Source organism: Sporolactobacillus sp. BBK16-2 (assembly GCF_059878335.1).
In genome coordinates this window covers 319,371-343,349 of record NZ_CM187611.1, presented here as the reverse complement: position 1 = coordinate 343,349, position 23,979 = coordinate 319,371, and the positions used below count along the sequence as shown (strand labels likewise).

The following is a 23,979-nucleotide window of genomic DNA, read 5'->3' as shown; positions in this document are numbered from 1 at the left end:
TCTTATCGGCCTGTTTCCGGAGTTTATCGGTCCGTTTGAAGAATTTATCGGTCCGTTTGCGCGTTTTATCGGTCCGTTTCCGGAGTTTATCGGTCTCTTTATACGTTTTATCGGCCTGTTTAATTCTCTAGCAATCACAGATGGATCCATACCCATTTTTCTGCGAGCATCTATTCATTCTCCAAGCTCCTTGTACTTTCCTGAATGATCAGCTTCGTCTTGAGTTTGATGTTTGCAATCTGCGCTTTTGGTTGATGGATTTCCTGCATTAAATAGTAAATGGTCAACTGAGCCTTTTCTTTCACGTTCTGTTCAACCGTTGTTAGCTTTGGCCGGGATTGCTCCGAAAAAATATTATGATCAAATCCGGTAATCGACATGTCCTCTGGAATCCGAAAATGATTATCTTGCAGCAAATTCAACGCGTCAACGGCTAAGTAATCAGAAGTAAAAACGAGCGCTGTATAGGATTTAAATCGTGTTTTTATTAATTGAGTTAAATAGTCATGACGTTCATGAACTTTATAAGGAAGTCCAAAGAAATCTTTTTCTTGATCGAATTTAATACCGGCATCCGCCATTGCCTGATTAAAACCACTAAGTCTCTGCTCATCAACACCAATTAACTGATTTCCATCAGCACAAAACCCAATGTTCTTATGCCCTAAATGAATTAAATAGTTAGTCACATCATAACAACCTTCATAATCTTGCAAGCCGACGTTGATAAATCCTTTTTTCATTACAGGCTCGTCAACATACGTATCAATAAAAGCAATCGGCATCTGCGCGACCTGACTAAATTTTTCCGCATCAGCAGGTAAAGCCCCCAGGATAACAAGGCCTTCAATTTTCCACGCTGAGGCTAGATTGAGGCTTTCTTGAACACTCCCAGATGTGTACAGCATCATATAGTAGCCATTCATCCGTATCTGCTCCTCTAAATACCCAATAATTTGGTTGTAAAAAGGATCAGACACAACGTTAACTTCAGAACGTCGCGAATAATTTAAAATCACGCCAATGATTTTCGAACCATTTTGAGATAGAATTCTGCCACTCATATTGGAAACGTAATTTGCTTGATTCAGTGCCTCTTTTACCTTCTTGTAATTTTCTTCTGATACCTTATTCTTCCGTCCATGAATCACATTCGAAACCGTTGTCGGACTAACGCCAACCATTTCAGCTATTTTTTTGATAGTTACCATAGGAAACTCCTTTTGTCAGCATGGTTTTTTGGCTGCCTTTCATAAGCTATCGTTCTATTAACTACTGATATGATAGCGAATTAAGGGATGAATAATCAACTCATTATGTCAGCCGTCGGACGCACCGTGCTATAATCGGTACATAGATGAACACTTGAAAAATCCACCTTTAGAGGAGCAGATACGTCCCATGAACGAAACACTTAAGACCCTTTTGAACCACCGCAGCATTCGAAGCTTCACGAAACAGCATATCCCGCAGGAACAAGTCAATCTGCTCATCAGTGCTGCCCAGCATGCAGCGACAAGCAACTTTTTTCAGCAATACTCCATTATCGGTGTGACCGACCCGGAAAAGAAAAAAGCATTGGCTGAGATTGGCAACCAGCATTACATAGCAGAAGCAGACCGTCTTTTTGTACTTGTCATCGACATGCACCGCAATGCGAAGATTGCCGAAGCAAAAGAACAGCCGACCGACGTCCTGAGCTCTACGGATTTCTTTTTCAGAGCATTCAGCGACACGGTCATTGCGGCACAAAATATAGTCGCAGCAGCCGAAAGTCTGGGACTTGGCACCGTATACCTCGGCAGTATTCTGAATGATCCTCAGGCCGTGATTGATCTTTTAAAATTGCCAAAGTTCACCTTTCCGGCCTTCGGAATCGCAATTGGCTACCCGGATCAATCGCCACAGCTTAAGCCGCGTCTGCCTAAGGAAGCCGTCTATTTTGAAAACGAGTACCAGTCACCTCAACATCCGCTGGAAGAATTAGAGAACTATGACCATGACGTGAATCAGTATTACGATCTGCGCGATGCCAACCGCCGTGTGGATACTTTTACCAATCAAATTGCCAAAGCCGTTTCCGGCAAACAATCGGAAGCAAAGAAGAGAATGTTGGAGACATTAAGAAGTCAGGGGCTTGTAAAGTATTAAATAGAAAGAGGAAACTATATGGGGTCAAAACCCGTCTACAAAACATGGATCAGAAAACATAAGTTAATTACATTTTTAGCCATCAGTGTTTGTCTTATTGCTGCCGCTTTTTGTCCCATAAACCTGTATATACGTATTTTGTCGGGGCTGTTCGCACTTCCGTTTTGCTATATTTCCTTTATCGTTTCCTACACGTACTATCAATTTGCAACGTTTGGGAATAATTTTCAATCGATCATCCATGATTTGATTTTACAAAAATTAAAATGGGATGGAGAGGGGAAATTACTCGATATCGGTACAGGAAGCGGCTCCCTTACCATCAAAGGAGCGAAAGCATTTCCAAAGGGGCAATTTGTAGGAATTGATTATTGGGGCAGCAACTGGGAGTATTCGCAAAAGTTATGTGCGCGTAATGCTGAAATTGAAGGCGTTTCGGATCGAATTGTATTCATTAAGGCGAGTGCGTCGAAGCTTCCGTTTTTAGATAATGCATTTCAATCAGTTATTAGTTGCTTGACGTTTCATGAAGTTAAGGATGAAAAAAATAAAATTCTGCTTCTAAAAGAGGCTATCAGAGTCTTAGATTCAGACGGTGTTTTCGTTTTTATGGATCTATTTACAGACAATAAGACATACGGAAACTATAGTGACTTTTTAACCGAAGTGAAGAAACTCGGGGTTTCCGAACTCGAAGCGGTTAAGCTCAGTGATTTGATAAAATTGCCTCGTGTCCTTCAAAGTAAGAAAGCTTTGGGGAATGCAGTGCTTTTAATTGGGAGAAAAGGCTCAGCCGTCTGATTTTTTAATAAATGATCTAAAAGAGCCAATAGATACTTTAGAAAGAGGCGAGTGCGGATGTCTTTTGCGGAAACACCTACCCCACCTTATTACGCAGTTATTTTCACCTCAAAACGAACTGAGATTGAGGAAAAAGAATACGGCATTGTCGCCGATCGAATGGTTGTGCTCGCTAGAGAACAGCCTGGATTCCTTGGCGTCGAAAGTGCGCGGGACGAACGGGGCATCGGCATAACCGTTTCGTACTGGTCCTCACTCGACGCCGTCAAGCAGTGGAAAAAGAACGCAGAGCACCAAATGGCTCAGGAAAAAGGCAAACGTGACTGGTACGAATCGTTCGTCACGCGCATCAGCAAGGTCGAACGGGATTACACATTTAAGTGCTGATTACAAAAGTGCGCAGGGTGCGGTGGCTTTGCGTTCAGGACACATGCGCATTTAGCGAAAATTCCTCCATCTCACTTCTGCTCCCTGATTATGTAACGAGTAAAATAAGCGGAGAATTTCCGGTTATATGCATCATCGCGCTTGTTTTACAGGTACATAAGGGTAATTTTTCCGGTTATACACAGAAAAGCCCGCCATTTTCACGTTTTTCGATTCGATAAGCGGAATTTCTCCGTCTATTTAAGCTATTTTTTCGTTCATTTTCTAAATAAGGGTAATTTTTCCGTCTATTTATCAGATTGGGCGCTTAATCAGATCGCCCAACCGATAAGTGCTGATTAGAAACGCACGCAGACTATCCAATCTTCCATCTATTAAGGGGGTGTTTTATTAATGGCTGAATGGGGCACCCATTATCTGGATTTAAGTGAAGAAACAAGGGAAGAATTGTTGCACTATCTTGGCAAGAATGACGAAACCTATGAGAAACGGTGGACGAAAATGAGTGAAAAACGCCATTTTTTCTCGTGGAATTGGTCGGCGTTCTTTGCTTTCACTTTTTGGTCCGCACACCGAAAAATGTATTACTTGTCCTACGGATATTTAATACTCTCTACACTTTTCGGCTTACTCTTCAGCAGTATACCTGATCTTGCTAATCTGTTTTTTAGCCTTCTAATTGGCGTTTTGTTCGCTTTATTTAGCAACTATTTTTGCTTCGTAAACGCCTTGACAGCGATTAAAAAATTGAAAACAGAAATTCCGGATCGCAGCGACCGCATTCACTACCTTCAAACTCATCCCGGATATAGTTGGCCCGCATTTTGGATCTATTTGCTCGTTGATATTGCTGTAACGGTTGCTACAAGCTTTATTTGACTCCAGGTCCTAATCATTTTTTCTCGTTTGCAGCTGTGGTTTAAGATCAGATGCTAAATTCCCTTGTTAATCAAAATCGCAAGCTCGTGCAGGCGGTCATATTGCCAAGCACGCTCTTTCTCGACCGCTTCCTGTTCACTGTCCGCAACATAAAATACGCTTTTTGCAGCATAGGTAGACGCATGGATCGCGTGACCAAACATGTACGCAGTCGCAGCAGCTTGGCCTGCCGCTCGAGCAGCGGCGATGGCTGCAGCTCCTGTTGCTTCGCGCGCCGCGGCATCTGCCGCAAAAGCGGCTTTTCGCGCTTCATCGACGCTGATTCTGCCCCTTGCCCACAGACGAGCCGCTGCAATCGCTTGCCGAGGCCGCTCATCTTGAGGACGTTCCTGTTCAAAATACCGGATGACGTGATCGGAGCAAACAGCCGCCCATAATGCTGCTGTCTGTTGTTTTACCAATTCTAGCTTTGCATCAATTTCTTTTTTACGCTCTGTGTCCACAAATTTCATCGACAAATCCGCTCCTTTCCCTTAAACAAACATTTATATGCATCTTATGTTCCCTTTTTTACCCTTTCATCGTTCTTAACGAGATACATATAGAGTACCCTACTGGTCAGCGAAAATAGTCAAAGAAAAACGTCCACTTTAATCTTGTGGACGTTTTTATAGTTGTAGGCACTCAAGAAGACAAAATATTTTATAGGTTCTCCATTTACCTGTTTTTCGGAACTTGATGTGCTTTATACTATTCTTCCTGTTATCTCTTTTATGATTTTTGTAAAACAGTATCTGAAAGTTGGTGTTTGTTAAGGAATTGATCGAGAATTTCATTAAACCGATCCGCGTATTCCCAAAATAACAGATGATTGCCAAACGAATGCACGTCACTATTTGGAAATTCTTTTTGTATATAAGGCGTAGCGGCATCTGCGCGCGCGGATGAAGTAAATGTTAACGAGGGCACTGTTTCATCAATCGTTTTTGCCGCTGCTTTTTTGTCTGTAAGCCAGCCGTCGACATAGAGCGCATCGGCAATTTGATGCGGAATGCGCAAGCTTGGCGCTGTAAATCGACTCTTTTCTTCAGCAGTAATCGCGTGGTCGAATAGGAGATTTTCAGCAAATGAATCAATAAACTGACGATAATGTTCGGCAGAATCCAGAGAATGATTGTGGACGGCTATGAGGTCTTCAAGTGTCCCAGCTACCCACTCATCAGAATCCGAGCTAAGGGTCCGCGGGGATACATCAATGGTGACAGCAGCCGAAATGTTTTGAGTTCCAAATTGTTCCACATAAGACCATAAGGTTAGACCACCAAACGACCAACCGGCCAACACGACATTTTTTAAATCAAGGTGATCGATCAGTTTTCCAAGATCCGCTCCCTGCACATCGTACGTATTTCTGTTTACGCTGATCGTTGATTTTCCATGATTTCGCGGATCTACCGCAATCACTCGATAACGCGTGGAGAAGTAAGCAATCTGTTTTTCAAATACATCAATACTGAATGTCCAACCCGGAATAAAAATGAGCGGCCGTCCACTCCCTTCATCACGATAGTGCAACTCAATACCTGGCTCTACTTCAAAATAGTGTTCTGCCATGTTCATTCACCCTTTTTCGTTTTTTAATCACCCTTAATTTTTCTCGGACTAGCTCAGATGACTATTTATCCATTTATTGAGGCAAATAAAAAAGAGATTTCCCGTGTTCAGAAAACCTCTTTACAGGTTCTGTTTATCTGCCGGGATTACCGCTGGATTTAGCACAGTACCTCTTTGCAAGGTCCGCTGCTGAGGGATCATCAGGCCAGATCCTTTACCCTCTCTGGATAAACAAACATATAACCAAGTATTTAGGTGTGATTTATTGTATTATAGCACTATTCCCACCTGTGTCAATAAGAAAAACCGGGCACAGAGCGGGCGATCCTTACTTTCGCGTTGCGTACAGGACATACGCGTGCTTAGCGAAATTTCCTTACATACGAAAGTTCATTTGCTCCAAATACCATTTTGAATCATCAACCTTGTCTTGAACAGACATTTCTAGTTCACACTGGTAGGAAAGTATAAGAAAACATTTAAAGGAAACGAGTGTAAGCGGTCCGAAAAAACGCCGCGTCCTGCGGCTCACCGGACACTAGGCCGTCCATGGCCGTCGCAACTAAGGCTTCGCCTTCGCCAGGGGCTTGGCGAAGCCAAGTTTTCTAATAAATCATTTCGATCCTTAATTCAGTATCGCGGGGGAAAATAAGCGGAGATTTTCCGGTTATTTGCACCATAGAGCTTGTTTTGCAGGTAAATAAGGGTAATTTTTCCGGTTATGCACTGCAAAACCCGCTATTTTCACGTTTTTCGATTCGATAAGCGGAATTTCTCCGTCTATTTAGGGAATTTTTTCATTAATTTTCTAATTAAGCGGAATTTTTCCGTTTATTTATCAGATTTGACGCTTAACCTGATCGCCCAACCGATAAGTTCGGATTGGGAATCAGCCTCTTATGACGCTTATCGTCGTACCAGCGGGACAAAATCATAAGTTTTTTTACTTGTAAGAAAAATCGAGCGAAAAGTGCCCGGTCCTCTGCTGTCAATCTGTATGGAGCTTTGATCCATCAACCTTGTGACTTGAACGAGCGTCGCTTCAGCTGCTCGCTTGCCGTGGCGATCTGGGAGCCTTCTCAAGCAGACGCATGCCAGCGGTATCTCCCCTGGCGCGCGATTCTTTCTTTCGTTCATTCTCATCAAATGAACACACCAAAATGAGGGATAGCGTCAATGCTATCCCTCCTGCATTGCCTATTCGATTCAAATGACCCACATTAACGATAGTTGTTATGCGTCGGTTGAAACACGTCCTCGTCTGAATTCCGTACCAGCGAGAAATGGTCGTCATTGTCGTAACCGTTCAGCACTCGATTGTGATGTTGGATAATCTGCGCCGCAGATAATATCGGAGTATCCGCAGTCGAGTGGGCATCGCCGACCAGTGTCACATCAAAGCCGTTGACCGTAGCCATTCGAACGGCGGTATCAATACAATATTCGGTCTTACATCCTACAATAACGAGATGTTCACTACCACGCTCCTGAAGGAATTTTAATAAAGGTGTGTGATAAAAAGAACTTGTTGCGCTTTTATTAAAAATCTCAGCATCATCCGGTATATGAATTGCCGGGTGAACCTGGAATCCTTCTCCTTCACCGCCGGATACACTGGTGTCGCGGACAAAAACTATGGGAATATCCAATCCCACAGCTTTTTCGATTACAAGATTGATTTTCCGAAGCAACTCTTCTTTATTATATACGCCGCGCTCCTGTGAATCACCCTCAATCAGCGTCAGTTGTGAGTCAATAACAAGTAAAGCCTGGTTCATCAGCAGCACTCCTTTACCGTTTGCAGCATAACTAGTTGCCAAGTTATTGATTAAAGTATAACAGATTTGTATTGAAGCTGATCAACACTTATCGAGATCAATGTAAATTTTGCCCCGACCGGCGGATTTAGCGCGCTTCTCACGATACAGGCGGTTTAGTAAACGGCTGACGGTTTCCGGAGTGACACCAATGTACCCGGCCATATCCTGTTCCGTCATCATAGCCGAGATAAGGACCCAGCCGTCCGTCGCCCGGACACCTGACTGCTGAGCGAGCCGCTTCAATAGCGAAACCAGTTGAACGAGGGCCGGCTCAAGAACCGAATCAGAGTATCGGTTCATCAGCTCCTGACTTTTCTTAGCGAAAAATTGTGTAAGTTGACGTTCGATTGAAGGAAAGCAATTCATCAGTTCATGCATCTTCTCCCGTCTGATCATAAAAAGCGTACACGGTGTAATCGTCTCGCCATTCGCAGGATACCGATTTTCTTCATCAACCAAACCGGTATGCGGAAACAGGTCGCCACAAGAGAACAGACTTGCGATCCACTTCTTCCCATCCCTATTTTGATGATAGGCATGGATCAATCCGTCCACAACAAAGAAATAATGAGTCAATATTTCTCCTTGGACAAACACTGCCTCTTTAGCACGGTATTGTTTCATGATCCCCATTGCTTCCACTTGCTTCAGTTCATCATCCTTAAGATTTTGAAACCAGCCGATTGCCTTTAGTTCAGACATCGAACCTCTTCCTTTCCGTCATTTTTCATCACTATTCCATCCGTAGATAGACTTTTTCTATACAGTCAGTCGAAACTTGATCTCGATCATGTTCAAATTGATTCGAAACACTATATAGTATAGATGATAGCAGTTCTCAATTAAAGTAAACTTAAACGTATTTAAATAGAAAAGGAGCGAACACCAATGCAACTTCTTACATGCCAAAATCAGACAGCTTTAAAGGAACGACTTTATCATGACGAATACCAGACCGTCATGCATTTATCCCTGCAAAAAGGACAGCGCATTCCGGAACATCATGGAGGCGATGCGGAGGTTACCGTTATTCCTGTGCGCGGTGCGATCCTATTCACCGCATCCGGTCAATCGGAACATCTTGTACCCGGTAGGCTTGTGCACCTGAACGCAATGGAACTTCATTCCGTACATGCCGAGGAAGATAGCGATGTCATTCTCGTTAAATCGGCTGCCGGTCCCGTACGTGGATGCTGATCCACCTAATACATGAATAGGGAAGTGATTTCCATGGGAGAAAAGCCGAAGTATACACGAGTCGATCGGGATACATGCATCTCTTGTGGTGCATGTGAAATGGCTGCTCCGGACATTTTCAATTATGACGATCAAGGTCTTGCCTTTTCGATTATCGACGACAACAAAGGAATCAAAACGATTCCAGAGGAATTACTTATGGACCTGGACGATGCTTATGAAGGATGCCCGACTGAATCCATCCTTGTTTCAGATGAACCTTTTGAACAGTCAGACGCTCAGCATGGTGAATAAAATGGGCATAGCAATTAAACGTGTGTATGAACCTGCGCGCAGCTCCGACAGTTTGTAAGTTCTTGTTGACCGTCTATAGCTCAGAGGTTTATTGAAAGCCCGAGCTCATTTAAATCATTGAATGAAAGATATCGCGCCACACATCATTTAATAAATCAAACGACCGCCCACTCACTTCAATCGAAGGAGCAGAGCGGCCGTTTTGCTGTCGCTAATTTCATTTCGTCTGTAACTGATATTCTTTCCGTCGATCGATGATCCAAAAGGCCATACCGAAAAGGATCATCACCGTCATCACACCTGTATATAAAATGATTGAGTTGTTCAGCCCCACCCAACGGGCAGTGAATCCCAGGCCCAAGATTGGCAGGCTTACACCGAGATAAGTCAATACATAGAATGATGCAATGATATCGCCGCGCGATTCGTCCGGTGAAATGTGATTGGTGAGCGCCAGACTTCCCGCAAACGTTGGCCCATGTCCGAATCCAATCAGTACGGTTGTCAGGAATAAAAACAGGATTGATTTCGTTTCGAGCGTAAACACTAATGCTACTAACCCCAAAAGAATTAAGAAAAAGCCGAAAATGGACAGATTTTGCAGTGACATGCGTTTCAGCACAATTTGGCTGATTGTGGAAATGCTCAGTACTAAAGCCACAATCGCACCTGCAACCGCTAAATTTGAGCTTCCCACCAGTTGATCGGTATAACTTGGGATGATCGACAGCATTAAGCTCATAATTGACCATGCAATAAAAGAGGTCATGCCGGACAGGTAGAAGCGTTTTCGAATACTTTGCGGAACAGCAGGCCGATGCATACGTATTTTAGGAACTCGTTTAACCTTTTCACTCATACATAAAAGCCCGAAAAAACCTGGGAGTGCAAGAAACATATGAATAAAATAGGCCAATTTCAGTGGAAACGGTGCGTACTCGCCGAGGAAACCTGAGAGCACAGGACCGAGTGCGTTGCCTACTGTGACGGCCATTGATCCGATAAATGCGGCTTTGATTCGATTCCCTTTTTCATCAAGTTCCGTTAATGCTGCAACGGCAACGCCATTCATCATTCCGACTGAAATGCCTTGAAAGATCCGCGAAATGATCAGCATCGTAAAATTGGTGGAAAGAACAAATAATATGGAGCCGATAATAATGAAAAAAACGCCTGGAATCAGCAGCTTTTTCCTTCCTAATTGATCGGACAGCTGACCGGAGATAATAATTGTTGGAATAACGACAACGGCATAAATTGCAAAAAGCAGCGTCACCATGCTTGGTGACAAGTGCCACTGAACGCGGTATAGTGCGAGCAGGGGTGAGGGGATATTCGTCCCCAGCAATGTAATACATAGACTATATGCAACGAGCCAAAAGGCGACCGCGCGTTGTGAAAACAAGGCGCTTAATCTCCCGCCCATCGGTTTATTCGAAATAATTGGGTGTGCAACGTTCACTTGAATAACGTCCATTAACCCATTGAGTTGCTTAATCACTTGATCAAGGACTGTCTTTTCAGAGCGCAATGAAATCTTCATTCGTGATGTACGCATTTCTTTATAAGTGCCAACCGTTAATGTATCAATATTCAAGCCGCGTTGACTAAATAATCGGGAAACCTGTGCCAGAATTCCCGGCTGATTTTTGACAATCACTGAGATGCGGTGGGTTTTCATGTTGCTTCCCCCTTTTTGCTTGTTAATTTTTATGATATCATCCAATTAACCATACGAAAAATATCTGTTTTATTCATTTATCATACTTTTAATATATGAAGAAAGAAGGACTGCTAATGGATATCCGCCAGCTTCGTTACTTTCTCGCAATTGCCAAAGAGGGCCAAATTACGCGTGCTGCCAAAAAGCTGAATATCGAGCAGCCGCCTCTGAGCCGGCAGCTAAAGCAAATTGAAGAAGAACTCGGCGTCATCCTGTTTGATCGTCAAGGCAAAGGCATGACACTTACCGAAGCCGGTGCCGTTTTGCAAGTTAAAGCTGAAGCAATCCTCCAGCAAATGGACGAAACCGTTACTGAAATTAAGGAGCTTGATCTGGGCATTCATGGCACACTGAAAATCGGCTCGGTATTCTCATGTGTTTCCCTGCTCCCGGAGAAGATTGCCTATTTTCGCGAGCATTATCCTCAGGTCACGTTTAAGATTTTAGAAGGGGATCATGTTGTCTTAGGCGACTATTTGGCCAATCGCAGTATTGACTTGGTTGTCACACGACTTCCGTTTGAATCGAACTATGATTCCAGCAATTATGGAATCCTCCGCCTGCCTTCCGATCCATTCGTGATGATTGTGCCGACAAATCAAAAATGGCGACCATCAAATTCAGATGTCCATTTAAAAGATCTTGCATCCATGCCGCTTATTGCCTTGAAAAGCGACAAAACCGTACAGCTTAACGAAAAAGTTGTGAACGAATGCCGCCGGTTAGGCTTTGAGCCGAATATTGTCTGTGAATGCTCCAGTGTATCGATTACCATTGCTCTAGTGATTGCCGGAATCGGAGTCACTGTTCTTCCTAAATCTGTCCTTTCAGCCTTTTCGGTAGCCGACATTGATCTGTTCGAGCTTCCTGATATCACGGTCCAATCCGATGTTGGTATTATTTGGATGAAAAATCGCTATCTCACAAAAAAAGCACGTCAATTTATTGAATTGTTTAAAGCTAAGAATGAGGATGAGAAATGATGCATATTCGGAATGTTCGAAAAGAGGACTTAGAGCAGCTCATAGCCCTTGAAAATACAGGCTTTACTCCTGAAGAGGCTGCGACTAAGCAGGCATTTATCAATCGAATTGCGACGATATCCGATACCTTTTTGATAGCAGAGGAGAAAAATCAAATGATCGGTTATGTGAACGGTCCGGTTCTATCTGTTCCCTTTATTACCGACGACCTTTTCGACCAAACAATCCCTAATCCGAAAAGCGGCGGTTACCAAAGCATTCTGGGCATTGTTGTCGCTCCTGATTATCAAGGAAAAGGCGTAGCCGGCAACCTTCTCCATGCATTTGAAGACCAGGCTCGTGAAAAATATCGATTAACGGTAACGCTTACTTGTCGTCAATCGCTCATCGCCTTCTATGAGAAGAAAGGCTATACAAACCGAGGAATTGCCGCATCCCAGCACGGAGGCATTCAGTGGTTCAATATGGATAAAAAGCTGTCATGAAATGATGTTTCCCACCCATCTTCTATAAAAGCCGCATTTCTCTTGCATCATCTATACGTGTCTCAAGAGCGTTGCCAAGCATAAATTAGTTTAGCTGTACAAGGAGCATCTTTCCATGCACAGTAAACTAATTTCAGAAAGGATGCAGTTTTATGCCCATTGTTAAACCTTTTATGGCCAGTCGAAAATTCACGTCAACACTTGGTGGAGGAACAGGTACAGGCGCAACCTTTGCTGTGACAGCAACCAGCTTTACTGATGATACTGGTGCCGCGGCAACTGCCTTTCCAAGCTCTTTCGCCTATTATGAACTCTATATTAATGGTGTGATTCAAACCTCAGATACCTCTACGGTTACGACAACTGCCATTACAATTCCTGACGGCGACACCCTTGATGGTGCAACACCGATTACAGTCGCTTTTGTCGTTAACTGAACGTGACAGAGAAAGAAAGGTGCAGACTTAACAAGGTCTGTACTTTTTTTAACCCGATTGAATCTTAATGGTTTGAAGGATAATAGGTACACCAGTTGTAAGTACATCATTAGGACCAATAAAGGAAAGTGTTCCTGCGGATACCGTATAAAAGACGGATGGCTGAAGCATCCCATTGACAAATAAGTTAAAAAACGTAACATCGCCCGGATCAGGGATGCTCTGGCTTCCATATTGGGATAATCCGTCAGCATTTGTATAGGTTCGTTTCCCCTCCACCCCAGTAGTGATATAGTAGGTTGTTTCCGCTTTGAGAGAATTTCCCGGGACAGATACTGACCCATTACAATTAATCGTAATGGTTTGATTCAATCCATTTGAATTTGTATTCGTATTTATGTTTCTTTTTTCCGATCTCAGCTTTGTTTTCTGTAGTCTGCGGGCCGGTGTCTCTTTCTTTCTATGTGAGCTGCATTCATCCGGTCTGTCAAAAAAATCGGTCAACACATACCACCTGCCTCGCGCATTGATACCATAGTGTATTAAGTCATTTAACTACTTGTTTGTGCATCCGCCTTGTGTTCCGAAAATCTTATACTAAAAAAGCGAGTGGACACAGTGTCCGCTCGCTTTTTCATGGTTTCGTTTTTTCATCTGTTATTTTTCCGGTTTAAAGGTCTTGCAGTCTGTTTCTTCGACGTTTGATGCCTGCTTGCCTTTATGACTGATGACGTAAATGGCATTTGCAGAGCAATGGTTTCCTTCATCCCAAAACGTACAATTGTTCACTTCACAGAGTACATCTTTAGCCAAAGTCGCTCACCTCCTCCGGAACTAGTATGAGCAAGCTCCGAGGGTTCAATACGACAACAAATCGGGTTCATTCACTGTTTGCTACACTACTTTTACACGTTCAGTCCATGATGCTTATGGCTTTGACTGCTCGCTTGACCATGATCAATATTCTGGTGCTTGAGCGTTGGGAAAACCGTCTTATCAAACACGCCAACCAATGTGCCTTGAAACAGTAAAGCGAAAATAGTACCGACATTGATCGCGTAGAGCTGATGTGAATCGATCCAGCAAATGAGGAGGATCACAATCGGCGGAGAAAAGGTTACAAGCTGTGCGACCGTCGCATTACCTTTAAAAAATTTAAAACGAATAATCTGCATCAAATCATCGCAAGGATGAAGCATCAGATTCACACGTTGGTAGATCGAAATCGCAAGCGAAATAAAGCATACGCCTACAATATCTAGAACGACACGCACGATAAGCGGCAATTCATTAATCCCTATAGCAACAAGATAAGTGCTGATCATCCCAATTAAATAGCTGAACGGGACCATAAAGATCATGTTGCCAATAATGCGGTGCCAATCAATTTTACCGATAATCAGGGCATTGATGATAACGACAAGAACACCTGAGGCAATCAAAATGATGCTTAATGAAATACTTGTCAGTGCTGTAAAATTAACTGCTGATGCTGTCCAGAGCGCGCTTCCCAGATTCAGTGAAACGGTCAGCGCATTTCCAAAGGCGTTAAAGAAAATCGAAATCATGAAATACAAGAGATTCTCATTATGATTGTGAGTGCGAACGGGCAGTGCATGCTTAGCGTACACGAACATTTCCTTCCTTTAGTTCATTTCTTTTTTAATCGCTATGAATGAGTGCATAAAGCAACGGTGAAGAATAGTCAATAAGGTATTACATTCTTCACTCAAGTTGTTTCATTTTAACTCTTCCCCAGCATATGTTCAATGTATAATTCATGTCGAAGTGCACAGCACCCAAATAGTGCAATAAACTTGCACGTCATTAGATTAATTCTTTTTTGGCTTGTCTCATTGATGTAAACAATCCGCTCTTCATAAATAAGAGAAGAGAAATAAGAAAACAAATAATCGTAAACAGATCAAGCGTTTTAAATCCTCCGGCATGCGCGTAAAGCAAGCCACCAAGCGATGAACCGATGGTCGTGCCCAAATATATCGAGGCATTAGCCATTGATGAAATGGTGCCTTGTACCAAGGAACAAAAATAACAAAGACTGTCGCAAATGAGCGGCAGCCTTTGTTATTCATTAACTTAATTAGTTATCAGATACGGTCAGCTTATCATCCGGATAGATTAGATCAGAGGACAAATTGTTTGCTTTCATTAATTGATCCACCGTTGTTCCATGTTCCTTAGCGATCGACCAGAGCGAATCTCCTGACTTTATCGTGTATTTTTCGGATGGATCCTGTAACTGGATTTTCTGTCCCGGACGAATCATCGTATCCTCCAGCTTGTTGATTTGCTGGATCTTTTGCACGGAGATGCCGCTTTTATTCGATATTGCCCACAACGTATCCCCTGTCTGCACAATGTATACCCCATTATTTATCGTTTGTGATGAGCTTGTCTCATTTGAACTGGAATTTGAGTTATCTGCTGTAGATGCGGTCGTCTCAGAAGTCTGGTTTTCATTTACAGATGCTTGGTCATTTTGGGTCGATTTTGTCTGATCTGTTGTTACTGACCGGCTGCTTTGTGTTGATTGTGTCTGATCAGTAGTTGATGCTTGGTCACTTTGTGTCCCATTCGTCTGAGCAGCTGATGATGATTGATCAGTTGACGCACTGCTTTGTGTTTGATCGTTTGAACCCTGAGTTGATGAAGATTGAGAAGTCGCTGATTCTTGTGTCGTTTTTTGCGGCTGAACTGTTTTTACAGATTGCTGCGCTGCTGTTTGAGCGTTCGTTGCGATCCTTCGGGCAGTCACGTAACGCGGCTCCCAATAACTTGACGCGCCTCCACCAAATATCTGCGTTTCACGTACCCCGGTTTTTTCTGTTTCCGCACTAATCATGCGATTATTGCCAACATAAATTCCAACATGTGAAATACCTCCACCTGATGTGTTAAAGAAGACGAGATCTCCAGGTTGAAGATTCGATCGGCTGACTGCAGTACCATAACCCGCTTGTGCTGCCGCGCTATGAGGCAATTGAATACCAAAATGTGAAAAGACGCGCATTGTAAATCCCGAGCAGTCATTCTGTCCCCAAGAGTAAGCTGAGCCGACACCTTGCTGTGCTAAATTCACTACAGATGTTGCAGATGCAGCATCCGCTTGATGAGATCCAAGTCCGGTTACGGTCAACCCACCGATCAATGCTAACGATAATATGCTTTTTTTCATCATGTTTCCCCCTATGGTATGCTCCCAAAATTTCTCTCTTTCAGTCATTGTTCTATGTAACCTTGCAACACAACTAATCATAGGTCTTAGAGGTTGCATTCCAATAACATCCTATTGACAGCACTGATACATTCTGATGACAAAAAGGGTCAATAATTTCATATTCAAACTATATTCTAGAATCACTAGCATCCGGAAACAGTTATGGAATTATATGGGTGGGCAGCAATGAGTGCGCGGAGGCATACACCTCAATAGATCAGTCATAAGCTTTAGAAATGAGCATTCACTATTAGAAAAATCAGGCGAGTAAATAAGCGGAAATTTTCCGGTTATTTGCATCATGGCGCGTACTTCGCCGGTAAATAAGGGTAATTTTTCCGCTTATGCAAAGTAAAACCCTACCATCTTCACGTTTTTCGATTCGATAAGCGGAATTTTTCCGTCTATTCAAGCTATTTTTTCGTTCATTTTCTAATTAAGGGTAATTTTTCCGCTTATTTATCAGAATTAGGCGCTTACCTAATCACCCGGTCCTAAACCCCCAGCCGTGTGTTATTGGTTCATGCCTTTGCGGTACTGTTGAATCATCGCTTCGGTTACTCGCTTGCTGCGGGCGATGGCAAACATCTAGTTGCGCTTAAACTATAAGCCTTAAAATTATATTCTTTCTTATAATACAAAAAACATTGCTCTGCAAGGCATACTCTCGAGCAAATCAGGGAAATACATTAGTAAAGTGGAAAAGATGAAGTGAGTTGACAGTGATGGCGGGTTTATGAGGATGATTTATTCAACCGGTGATCATCATTGAGGATGCATTGGTCTGATTCCAAATAATCGCGCATGATTATAACTTACAAAAAGGAGTTTTCAAATGCTGCATGAGTTGTCTGCATTGAATCCGGTACTACTTTCTTTGCTTGCCGGACTTTTTACCTGGGGCTGCACTGCAGCCGGAGCATCACTCGTTTTTTTCTTCAAAGATTTAGATCAAAAGATGGCCAACGTCATGTTCGGCTTTGCTGCCGGTGTTATGATCGCGGCTAGTTTTTGGTCATTACTCGCACCTGCAATTGAGATTAGTTCCGGAATGGGTAAATTCTCGTTTGTTCCTGCACTTATTGGCTTTTTACTAGGCGGGGCTTTCTTAAGACTCGTTGATCGTCTCATTCCTCATTTGCATTTTGGTTTCCCTGTAGCTCAAAAAGAGGGGCCAAAGACTAAACTGCGGAAGATCATTTTACTCGTTCTTTCCATTACTATTCACAATATTCCGGAAGGCGCAGCGGTCGGAGTTGCTTTTGGCGCCATTGTCACCGGAGACACAGAATTATTAATCGCAGCACTTGCTCTTGCTTTCGGCATCGGCATTCAGAACTTTCCAGAGGGTGCGGCGGTATCCATTCCACTTCGAGGCGAAGGTCTTTCACGAGCGAGAAGTTTCTGGTACGGACAATTATCTGCCATAGTGGAACCGATTTTTGCTGTCATTGGTGCTTATTTGGTTGTCCACGTTTCCCCGGCCCTTCCCTATGCTCTTGCATTTGCAGCAGGCGCAATGATCTTCGTTGTTGTTGAAGAACTCATTCCAGAGTCTCAACGTGAAGGATCAACCGATTTAGCTACAGCCGCAACAATGCTTGGCTTTGCCGTCATGATGGTACTGGATGTAGCATTGGGATGACTTGTAGAGGAACAAACTTACTCATGTATCCCTTAATGAACAACGCTAATTGACGAATCAGTCTACTAAATAAATGTTTGTTTACCGATTATTCGTTTCAAGAAGTTCTCGATCGACAAATAGCCCTAAATCCCGATGTACCTTTTAAACAGAAAATAGTTATTCATTTCTTACTTCACTATTCCCGCAATTAGCTCAGCCGATTGCGACGCGGTCCGATTGCTAACATCCACTTTGGTGGTGTCCATCTTTTTATAGAATTCTAAGCGAGCAATGCTGCCTTCGATTGAATCAATGGTCCGTATTCCCTTTTGCACATCCTGCATGATGTGAGACCTGAGTACATCCTCGGAACAGATAAGCGAAATCTTGTGCAGCTCATAGTCACCATGGAGATGGCTCAAGATGTCTTCAAAAATTTGCTCTTGGTGCATGACCCAGCAAAAAATGATGTAGCGAAAGCCGGAATTCGTCAAATATGCGTTAAGCAGATGTGTTATGTTATCGATGACCATTCGCTTATTTTCTTCTGTGAACACCCAAGGATTCATCTTCCAGCACCAATCACCATCTAGATACACACTGGGCACGAGCTGGTCGGACAGTTGTTCGGATACAGTACTTTTTCCAACCCCCATCGTGCCATTGATCATAATTAATTTTTTCATGTTCTTACCCTCTTTTTATGATGACTTTTTGTTGCCAATGATGGGGGCGATCAAGCTCGGACGGCAGCTTGGTAGCCGCATCACCCTTTGCAGCATTCAACTGCGCCTGCGTCAGAAAAATGCTGCCCGTTAAATCGGCACCTCTTAGATCGGCATCGCGCAGATCAGCGCCAATAAAATCGGCGGCTCTTAGGTCTGCATTCCTCAAGTCGGCAGCGATTAAGTAAGCACCTCTGAAATTCGCGCCTACTAGATCAGCGCCACTCATCTTCTTCCCCATAAGATCGGCGCTCCGGTAATTTTTCCGCTTTTTCCGACTAAGCTTCATGTCTTGTCGCTGTGCTTCCTGCCACACAAGTTCGCTCGTTCTCAAAAAAAGATCATTCAATTTTGCATGCTGTAATTGAAGATCCAAGTTCATCATTGAATCTGAACTGAGTTGAGTCAGTTGTTCGATCTCATCGAATGCTTGGTAAATCTCATTATAAATGGGCTTTGACGCAGTCCGTAGCATCGACATTTGGAGGTACCAAAGCAGTTCATGCAGCATAATCATTTTTGGAAACACAGCAAACATATTGCGAGCAGTTTCCGCGTCCTCATGCCAGTCTACTCCATGAAAAGTGATTTGGGACACTTTTTGCCCCGCGCCAAAGCACTCAAAAGCTGTGCATCCTTTAAATCCTTTTTCCTTCAGTCCACTATGGATACGGCAGCGAAAGTCTTGTTGCAGATTTGAACAGGGCACACCCGCCTGCTTATTGAAAGCAAAATCCGCAGAATTCGAGAAGGGCAGCGCCACGCAGCAGAGGCCAAAACATTTTTCACATTCTGGTCGCAGCATACTTCGAATCATCTGGTTATTACGGGTCTCAGGCACAATCAACACTTCCGTTCATATAACTCGCATGGTACAAGTATACAGGATCCATCGTTCAATTGTTCGTCTATCAAGAGCAAAAAAAATAGATCATTTCCATTTCGAAACAGATGAACTGATCCACTCATTGGACTAAAATTAGGTAAAGGAGCTGTTTTGATGAGACACTGCGCATTCAAGAAATTTGGAAAAGGAACGGAAACGATCCTGTTTTTTCCTGCTGCCGGTTTTTCCGGAATGGAGGGCGAAATGATTGCCGATTTTTTTCAGGAGGATTATCAATTCTATCTCTGTAATTCGCCGGGATACGGAGAGAGCTCGGGCTTTGATCGTTCCATTAAGCCGAGAGCTATTGCCGACTGGGTAATCAACTTTCTAGATGAAGAAAAAAAAGATCAGGTTCATCTGATTGGGCACTCGGCCGGAGGCTTCGTCTGTCTCTGCTACGCCTCCTATGAAGGCATTAATCAAAAAAGAGCACAATTTGAGCAAAAAAATAGTGCAGCATTTACTGCTCAATCAAATTGTGACATCGTAAAGGTTCCTGGTGCGCATTATGTACTGTGGGCAAAGGAATTCCCGCTGTCGAAACTCAGAGCATTTATCACTAATGCCTCGTCACGTTGAACGTTTGCCTGCCAACAATCGTTTATAACATTTTTGTCATAAAAACACTATTTGGATCTGCCCTGTATTCTGAAAACGGAGGACACTCATCAATTCCAAAACATTCGCAAAGTCTTCTCGCTGGTTCAAAAGCATCCATTGATCCGGTTTCCAAACTGATTCGCCGATAGGCACGCTACCTTGCGACGTCAATGATGTGCTGAAGAATATTCCTTGCGACCATCTTCCTCAAATGCAGCAAGGATGTTCGCATTGATTTTAACTCTCTATGTTGATCATCAAGCTCCTTCAGTGCGCCGCAGCCAAGCAGTTTTTCTCCTTTCCACGCACTCCAGAATGTGATTTTCGGGCCTCTCAATGCGGCAAGATCAGGAGCATGAATACTTTCGGGCGGCGAATTTTTTGCCATCCCTTAGATGCTCGCTGATCAATTCAATGACCGTGGTTCCGGTCAAATCATCCTTTTTGATCTCCATTCATTGCCTCCAAAAATCATTTATTTTATTTGGAATCATAACGTTTCCGACTGAGGAGATACAAAGAAACATGTACCTACCCAGATCAAACCTATGAAAAAACAATAGATCACTAAGAATAAGATGGGAGAAACATTCAGTATATACTTCAAAAAAACTGCTCTAATGGTTGTGCGAAGATCCTTACGGCGCAACCTCTTTTTTCTATTTGATCGTTGATCGTACATGAATGACGCGTTAGAGCGATCAATTATCAATAACGCCTTTCATTACCTTCCATTTCACTGAATCTCAAAATAAGAAAGAATGCGCATGGCGCTTACCCAACCTGAAGGTACGGAGCTCTTTTGAGATTTAAGGTAATAGTAAGTATCCTGTTCCCGAGTCCGTTTTACAGCCTTAGTGACTTTAAATTCAGCCTTGCTTGGAATTGTTGAGTTTATAAAATCAGATTTTTGAGCTAAACTCTTTGTCTTATATTGCGTGTAAGGAGGATAATTCCAAATATTACCTGGAGTGTGAATCCCGACGACGTGATCCTTATAGATAGCAGGAATTGTTGTGGGCTGGGTAGTCATTGCTTTTTTAACTCCGCCAGCAAATGAGCCGACTTTTTTGCCCCCATAGACGTAACCCCGATATTTACCATTCATCGTCACGACACGATAATAAACGGAACCGGTGTGGGTGACTTTATAACCGTAGGCACGGAAATAATAAGTTGAACCCTTATAAGCGTGGTTCCTCAGACTACCATAGTAATAATCAGCATCTGCATGAGTATAAGAAGCAAATTTTGCCATCTTGCTCTTGGAAACCACTAGTTTAGCCCCTTTTACCGTGCCGGGTTTCGTATAAAGGGCGTATTTACCTGTAGCAACCACATTACGAGTGGAGCCAGCTGTCTTTAAAGGCGTGTAGCCCACTTTAATTGTTGCCGTATTGGTTTTAACGGTTTTATTGGGTTTATTGGATGTATTGCATGATGTTATAGTCAGTAAGCTCGCTACAGCAAGGACTGAAACCATGAATAATTTTGTCCATTTGTTCATACCTAAATCTCCCTCGTCAAATACGTTTGGGGCTTAATCGTAATGCCCAGTTCAGCTCAGGGACTGCGTGATGATCCTCTTATTTTGCTCCATTATAACGCATAAACCGGTCAAGTCCTTTTTGTGTGTCAATATCTCAGTTGGAACAAGTCGTTAGCTAGGTGAAATAGTGGCTTCCATAGTGGATATATCCCGTTTTACTCACCTGGATTTATTATAGCAGACCTTTCAGAGGACAAAGAAGTTCCCACGAGTCCTAAAAGGGTCTACTGGAGTGGGTTTAGATCAGAAGCTCATTGACTTAAAAATGGTCCATGAAATCCCAAGGATTTTCATGAACCATTCTTTGATTAGAGACTGCTTACGGAGCAACCTCTTTTTTATTTGATCGTTGATGAGTGACATATAATGACGCGTTAGAGCAATCAATTATGAGTAATGCCTTCATTGCTTTCAACTTCACTGTAAGAAATAACGTAACGGCTACTGACCCAACCTGAAGGTACGGAGCTCTTTTGAGATTTAAGGTAGTAGTAAGTATCTTGTTCCCGAGTCCGTTTTACAGCCTTAGTGACTTTAAATTTAGCCAGACTTGGAATCGTCCAGTTTACTTTACCTAATCGCTTAGTCTTGTATTGCGTGTAGGGAGGATAATTCCAAACACTACCTGGAATGATAACTCCGACGTAATCTTTAAAGTTAGCAGGAATTGCTGCCGCTTGGGTAGTTGTTGCTTTTTTAACTCCACCAGCAAAGGAACCAACTTTTTTACCTCCATAGACGTACCCCCGATATTTACCATTCATCGTCACGACCCGATAATAAACTGAACCGGTGTAGGTGACTTTATAACCATAGGCACGAAAATAATAAGTTGAACCCTTATAAGCGTGGTTCCTCCCTATTAACTCGTAATAATCAGTATCTGCACGAGTATAAGAAGCAAATTTTTTCATTTGGCTCTTGGAAGCCACTCGTTTAGCCCCCTTTACCGTGCCGGGTTTTGTATAAAGGGCGTATTTACCCGTAGCAACCACGTTACGGGTTGATGCAGCTGTCTTTAAAGGCGTGTAGCCCACTTTAATTGTTGCTGATGCATTAGTTTTATTGCATGAGGTTATAGTCAGTAAGCTCGCTACGGCAAGGACTGAAATCATGAATAATTTTGTCCGTTTGTTCATACCTTAATCCCCCTCGGCTAATAAGTTTTGGACTTAATCGTAACGCCCAGTTCAGAGACCGCGTGATGATCCTCTTATTTTGCCTCATTATAACATAACGTCACGCATCGACTAAACGCCTTTGCGGTTTTCCTTTTTCTTAAAGAAAAGCTTATATTGCTTAAATCAACCCACAATAGTGTTATAATGAAAGAGGTTTTAATAATGCGAATATTATTACAAACCGAATTTTTAGACGGGGAGAAATTTGTTATGAGTGGAAATGATAAAGCCGTCCCATTAGATGAGCGATTTGATGCTGGTGAACCTGTTCCGACCGACCAATTAGTTATGAACCGAGACGATTTTGATTCCGATGAAGCCATGGAGCACTATTTTAAGGATCACCCTGAAGCCCCTCGGCAGGCCTATGACGCGTATAAAGAAGAAAAATCAGCAGGTCATCAACAAAAAGTAACTGTTTCCTCTCAGGCGGCAACTGGTACCGCGGTTTTTACATTAAATGGTTTACACTACAAAAATGTTGTCCAAACTGCCTATGTAGGAACTCAATACGTTTACACCACTCAACAAATTAATAATAGTGGTGTGGGAGCCACCCAAATCATTACACGTTTTCCATTGAACGGCTCATCACTAAATGCGAAAGATTACATGACTCTCAGGCGATTTGGGCATGGTGAAACGTTACAGTGGGGGGATCACAATGGAAAAGATTATTTTTGGGTAGTTGCAAAGGCTACGCAGGTAGATAACCCAGATGCTTCTGGTATCGACTGGGGAACACAAATTGCCCGGATTCAATATCAAGCCGGCGCTTCGATTGATTACACGGATGTTCCTCGTTTCTCGAGCATCAATCATGCCAATAAATCAGGTTCATCTTTTGGTACATTAAAGCGTTGTGAAGCGGCTTTAGATAGCTCTCGTAACTATTTAATGATCTGGTCAATGAATACGTCCAATACGGTTCAATTTGCTTATTACAATGCTGCTGGACTAAATAATATTTTGGATACTTAGGAAGCTCAAGCTTCAAAGTATATTTCAGCTGGTGACGCTTCTGTTGTGGCTCAATGTGTAAAGTCATATACGTCAAGTGATTTTTACAATAAAGTTGCACATCAATCTGTTCAAGGGATTGAGTTTTCTGACGGACAAGCCATTTATATTTCAAGTGGTGGCGTTGGTAATCAGCCAGTTATTCAAAAGGGCAACTGGGGCACAACTGACTTTACTCCATACGCTGTTGCTGTTGAAGGGGCTGAAGGTAGCGTCTTAAACAATCCAGTTGGTAATGAGGTTGAAACTGAAGGGATTCAGTTAAAGGGGGATTATGTTTATTTAAATGTATCTCTGCATAGCGATAGTTCTAAAGTAATTTTCACAGTACCCAAAAGTGACTTTTAATCAACTTTCATAAAAATGTAAACTAAGACTT

Annotated in this window: 27 protein-coding genes, 2 pseudogenes and 1 riboswitch; of the genes and pseudogenes, 12 read left to right on the top strand and 17 right to left on the bottom strand. The window is 42.8% G+C overall.

Annotated elements, in window-relative coordinates:
* Positions 1 to 170 precede the first annotated feature (170 nt).
* Positions 171 to 1,211, bottom strand: a complete 1,041-nt coding sequence (locus AC6F33_RS01860) for a LacI family DNA-binding transcriptional regulator (protein ID WP_093673241.1) — start codon at positions 1,209 to 1,211, stop codon at positions 171 to 173.
* A gap of 190 nt (positions 1,212 to 1,401) precedes the next feature.
* Here AC6F33_RS01860 and AC6F33_RS01855 point away from each other — a divergent pair, with 190 nt between their 5' ends.
* From AC6F33_RS01855 to AC6F33_RS01840, 4 genes are all read left to right on the top strand, one after another.
* Entirely contained in the window at positions 1,402 to 2,151 is a 750-nt protein-coding gene (locus tag AC6F33_RS01855; RefSeq protein WP_093673231.1) for an NADPH-dependent oxidoreductase, read from the top strand.
* An 18-nt stretch (positions 2,152 to 2,169) separates the two neighbouring features.
* The gene (locus tag AC6F33_RS01850; RefSeq protein WP_500777602.1) at positions 2,170 to 2,952 is read left to right on the top strand and encodes a class I SAM-dependent methyltransferase; all 783 of its coding nucleotides are present in this window, start codon (positions 2,170 to 2,172) and stop codon (positions 2,950 to 2,952) included.
* A gap of 57 nt (positions 2,953 to 3,009) precedes the next feature.
* Positions 3,010 to 3,339: an antibiotic biosynthesis monooxygenase family protein gene (locus AC6F33_RS01845; RefSeq protein WP_500777601.1), complete on the top strand. Its 330-nt coding sequence runs from the start codon at positions 3,010 to 3,012 to the stop codon at positions 3,337 to 3,339.
* Between the two features lie 393 nt (positions 3,340 to 3,732).
* On the top strand, positions 3,733 to 4,218 hold the full coding sequence (locus AC6F33_RS01840; RefSeq protein WP_500777600.1) for a DUF2628 domain-containing protein: 486 nt from the start codon (positions 3,733 to 3,735) through the stop codon (positions 4,216 to 4,218).
* 53 nt (positions 4,219 to 4,271) lie between these two features.
* Here AC6F33_RS01840 and AC6F33_RS01835 read toward each other — a convergent pair whose 3' ends face one another.
* The 5 genes from AC6F33_RS01835 to AC6F33_RS01815 form a co-directional block, all read right to left on the bottom strand.
* Positions 4,272 to 4,730, bottom strand: coding sequence for a putative immunity protein (locus AC6F33_RS01835; RefSeq protein WP_093673224.1), 459 nt, complete (start codon positions 4,728 to 4,730; stop codon positions 4,272 to 4,274).
* A 259-nt stretch (positions 4,731 to 4,989) separates the two neighbouring features.
* Positions 4,990 to 5,832, bottom strand: coding sequence for an alpha/beta fold hydrolase (locus tag AC6F33_RS01830; protein ID WP_177184765.1), 843 nt, complete (start codon positions 5,830 to 5,832; stop codon positions 4,990 to 4,992).
* A gap of 130 nt (positions 5,833 to 5,962) precedes the next feature.
* Positions 5,963 to 6,066, bottom strand: a riboswitch (SAM riboswitch).
* A 672-nt stretch (positions 6,067 to 6,738) separates the two neighbouring features.
* A complete protein-coding gene (locus tag AC6F33_RS01825) occupies positions 6,739 to 6,975 on the bottom strand; it encodes a hypothetical protein (RefSeq protein WP_143128460.1) in 237 nt (78 codons plus the stop codon).
* A 77-nt stretch (positions 6,976 to 7,052) separates the two neighbouring features.
* Positions 7,053 to 7,610 carry a cysteine hydrolase family protein gene (locus tag AC6F33_RS01820; RefSeq protein WP_093673222.1) on the bottom strand — a complete coding sequence of 186 codons (558 nt, stop codon included), beginning with the start codon at positions 7,608 to 7,610 and terminating at the stop codon, positions 7,053 to 7,055.
* An 81-nt stretch (positions 7,611 to 7,691) separates the two neighbouring features.
* Positions 7,692 to 8,354, bottom strand: a complete 663-nt coding sequence (locus AC6F33_RS01815; RefSeq protein WP_093673221.1) for a Crp/Fnr family transcriptional regulator — start codon at positions 8,352 to 8,354, stop codon at positions 7,692 to 7,694.
* Between the two features lie 186 nt (positions 8,355 to 8,540).
* On the opposite strand from AC6F33_RS01815, the gene AC6F33_RS01810 reads away from it, so the two are divergent.
* Both AC6F33_RS01810 and AC6F33_RS01805 read left to right on the top strand, forming a co-directional pair.
* A complete protein-coding gene (locus AC6F33_RS01810) occupies positions 8,541 to 8,849 on the top strand; it encodes a cupin domain-containing protein (protein ID WP_093673220.1) in 309 nt (102 codons plus the stop codon).
* A gap of 33 nt (positions 8,850 to 8,882) precedes the next feature.
* Entirely contained in the window at positions 8,883 to 9,143 is a 261-nt protein-coding gene (locus tag AC6F33_RS01805; RefSeq protein WP_093673218.1) for a ferredoxin, read from the top strand.
* A gap of 217 nt (positions 9,144 to 9,360) precedes the next feature.
* Here AC6F33_RS01805 and ilvN read toward each other — a convergent pair whose 3' ends face one another.
* A complete protein-coding gene (ilvN, locus tag AC6F33_RS01800) occupies positions 9,361 to 10,824 on the bottom strand; it encodes an acetolactate synthase small subunit (RefSeq protein ID WP_500777599.1) in 1,464 nt (487 codons plus the stop codon).
* Between the two features lie 116 nt (positions 10,825 to 10,940).
* Between ilvN and AC6F33_RS01795 the strand changes: the two genes are divergently transcribed.
* The 3 genes from AC6F33_RS01795 (at position 10,941) to AC6F33_RS01785 (ending at position 12,771) form a co-directional block, all read left to right on the top strand.
* Positions 10,941 to 11,849, top strand: coding sequence for a LysR family transcriptional regulator (locus tag AC6F33_RS01795; RefSeq protein ID WP_093673214.1), 909 nt, complete (start codon positions 10,941 to 10,943; stop codon positions 11,847 to 11,849).
* Positions 11,849 to 12,334 (top strand): GNAT family N-acetyltransferase, encoded by a 486-nt coding sequence (locus AC6F33_RS01790; RefSeq protein WP_093673271.1) that lies wholly within the window; start codon positions 11,849 to 11,851, stop codon positions 12,332 to 12,334. The genes AC6F33_RS01795 and AC6F33_RS01790 overlap by 1 nt, the downstream gene beginning before the upstream one ends.
* 152 nt (positions 12,335 to 12,486) lie before the next feature.
* Entirely contained in the window at positions 12,487 to 12,771 is a 285-nt protein-coding gene (locus AC6F33_RS01785; RefSeq protein ID WP_093673212.1) for a DUF4183 domain-containing protein, read from the top strand.
* A 48-nt stretch (positions 12,772 to 12,819) separates the two neighbouring features.
* Here the strand turns inward: AC6F33_RS01785 and AC6F33_RS01780 are convergent, their stop codons facing one another.
* From AC6F33_RS01780 to AC6F33_RS01760, 5 genes are all read right to left on the bottom strand, one after another.
* Positions 12,820 to 13,275, bottom strand: coding sequence for a DUF4183 domain-containing protein (locus tag AC6F33_RS01780; RefSeq protein ID WP_177184764.1), 456 nt, complete (start codon positions 13,273 to 13,275; stop codon positions 12,820 to 12,822).
* Between the two features lie 153 nt (positions 13,276 to 13,428).
* Positions 13,429 to 13,584, bottom strand: a complete 156-nt coding sequence (locus tag AC6F33_RS01775) for a DUF1540 domain-containing protein (RefSeq protein WP_093673208.1) — start codon at positions 13,582 to 13,584, stop codon at positions 13,429 to 13,431.
* Between the two features lie 92 nt (positions 13,585 to 13,676).
* Positions 13,677 to 14,402: a YczE/YyaS/YitT family protein gene (locus AC6F33_RS01770; RefSeq protein WP_218143251.1), complete on the bottom strand. Its 726-nt coding sequence runs from the start codon at positions 14,400 to 14,402 to the stop codon at positions 13,677 to 13,679.
* Between the two features lie 196 nt (positions 14,403 to 14,598).
* Entirely contained in the window at positions 14,599 to 14,787 is a 189-nt protein-coding gene (locus tag AC6F33_RS01765) for a hypothetical protein (protein ID WP_093673204.1), read from the bottom strand.
* 85 nt (positions 14,788 to 14,872) lie between these two features.
* Positions 14,873 to 15,970 carry a C40 family peptidase gene (locus AC6F33_RS01760; protein WP_500777598.1) on the bottom strand — a complete coding sequence of 366 codons (1,098 nt, stop codon included), beginning with the start codon at positions 15,968 to 15,970 and terminating at the stop codon, positions 14,873 to 14,875.
* Between the two features lie 874 nt (positions 15,971 to 16,844).
* Between AC6F33_RS01760 and AC6F33_RS01755 the strand changes: the two genes are divergently transcribed.
* Entirely contained in the window at positions 16,845 to 17,654 is an 810-nt protein-coding gene (locus AC6F33_RS01755; protein ID WP_500777597.1) for a ZIP family metal transporter, read from the top strand.
* A gap of 170 nt (positions 17,655 to 17,824) precedes the next feature.
* Here the strand turns inward: AC6F33_RS01755 and AC6F33_RS01750 are convergent, their stop codons facing one another.
* Together AC6F33_RS01750 and AC6F33_RS01745 are read right to left on the bottom strand one after the other, a co-directional pair.
* The gene (locus AC6F33_RS01750) at positions 17,825 to 18,322 is read right to left on the bottom strand and encodes an AAA family ATPase (protein WP_500777596.1); all 498 of its coding nucleotides are present in this window, start codon (positions 18,320 to 18,322) and stop codon (positions 17,825 to 17,827) included.
* Positions 18,323 to 18,326: 4 nt separating this feature from the next.
* Positions 18,327 to 19,166, bottom strand: a complete 840-nt coding sequence (locus AC6F33_RS01745) for a pentapeptide repeat-containing protein (protein ID WP_255748246.1) — start codon at positions 19,164 to 19,166, stop codon at positions 18,327 to 18,329.
* Between the two features lie 195 nt (positions 19,167 to 19,361).
* On the opposite strand from AC6F33_RS01745, the gene AC6F33_RS01740 reads away from it, so the two are divergent.
* The gene (locus AC6F33_RS01740) at positions 19,362 to 19,829 is read left to right on the top strand and encodes an alpha/beta fold hydrolase (protein WP_093673196.1); all 468 of its coding nucleotides are present in this window, start codon (positions 19,362 to 19,364) and stop codon (positions 19,827 to 19,829) included.
* A gap of 22 nt (positions 19,830 to 19,851) precedes the next feature.
* Here AC6F33_RS01740 and AC6F33_RS01735 read toward each other — a convergent pair.
* The 3 genes and pseudogenes from AC6F33_RS01735 to AC6F33_RS01725 form a co-directional block, all read right to left on the bottom strand.
* Positions 19,852 to 20,305, bottom strand: a pseudogene (locus tag AC6F33_RS01735) (GNAT family N-acetyltransferase).
* Between the two features lie 281 nt (positions 20,306 to 20,586).
* The gene (locus AC6F33_RS01730) at positions 20,587 to 21,357 is read right to left on the bottom strand and encodes a hypothetical protein (RefSeq protein WP_093673194.1); all 771 of its coding nucleotides are present in this window, start codon (positions 21,355 to 21,357) and stop codon (positions 20,587 to 20,589) included.
* A gap of 425 nt (positions 21,358 to 21,782) precedes the next feature.
* Positions 21,783 to 22,538 carry a hypothetical protein gene (locus AC6F33_RS01725; RefSeq protein WP_093673190.1) on the bottom strand — a complete coding sequence of 252 codons (756 nt, stop codon included), beginning with the start codon at positions 22,536 to 22,538 and terminating at the stop codon, positions 21,783 to 21,785.
* A gap of 186 nt (positions 22,539 to 22,724) precedes the next feature.
* Between AC6F33_RS01725 and AC6F33_RS01720 the strand changes: the two are divergent.
* Positions 22,725 to 23,948: pseudogene (locus tag AC6F33_RS01720) on the top strand (helveticin J family class III bacteriocin).
* Positions 23,949 to 23,979 lie beyond the last annotated feature (31 nt).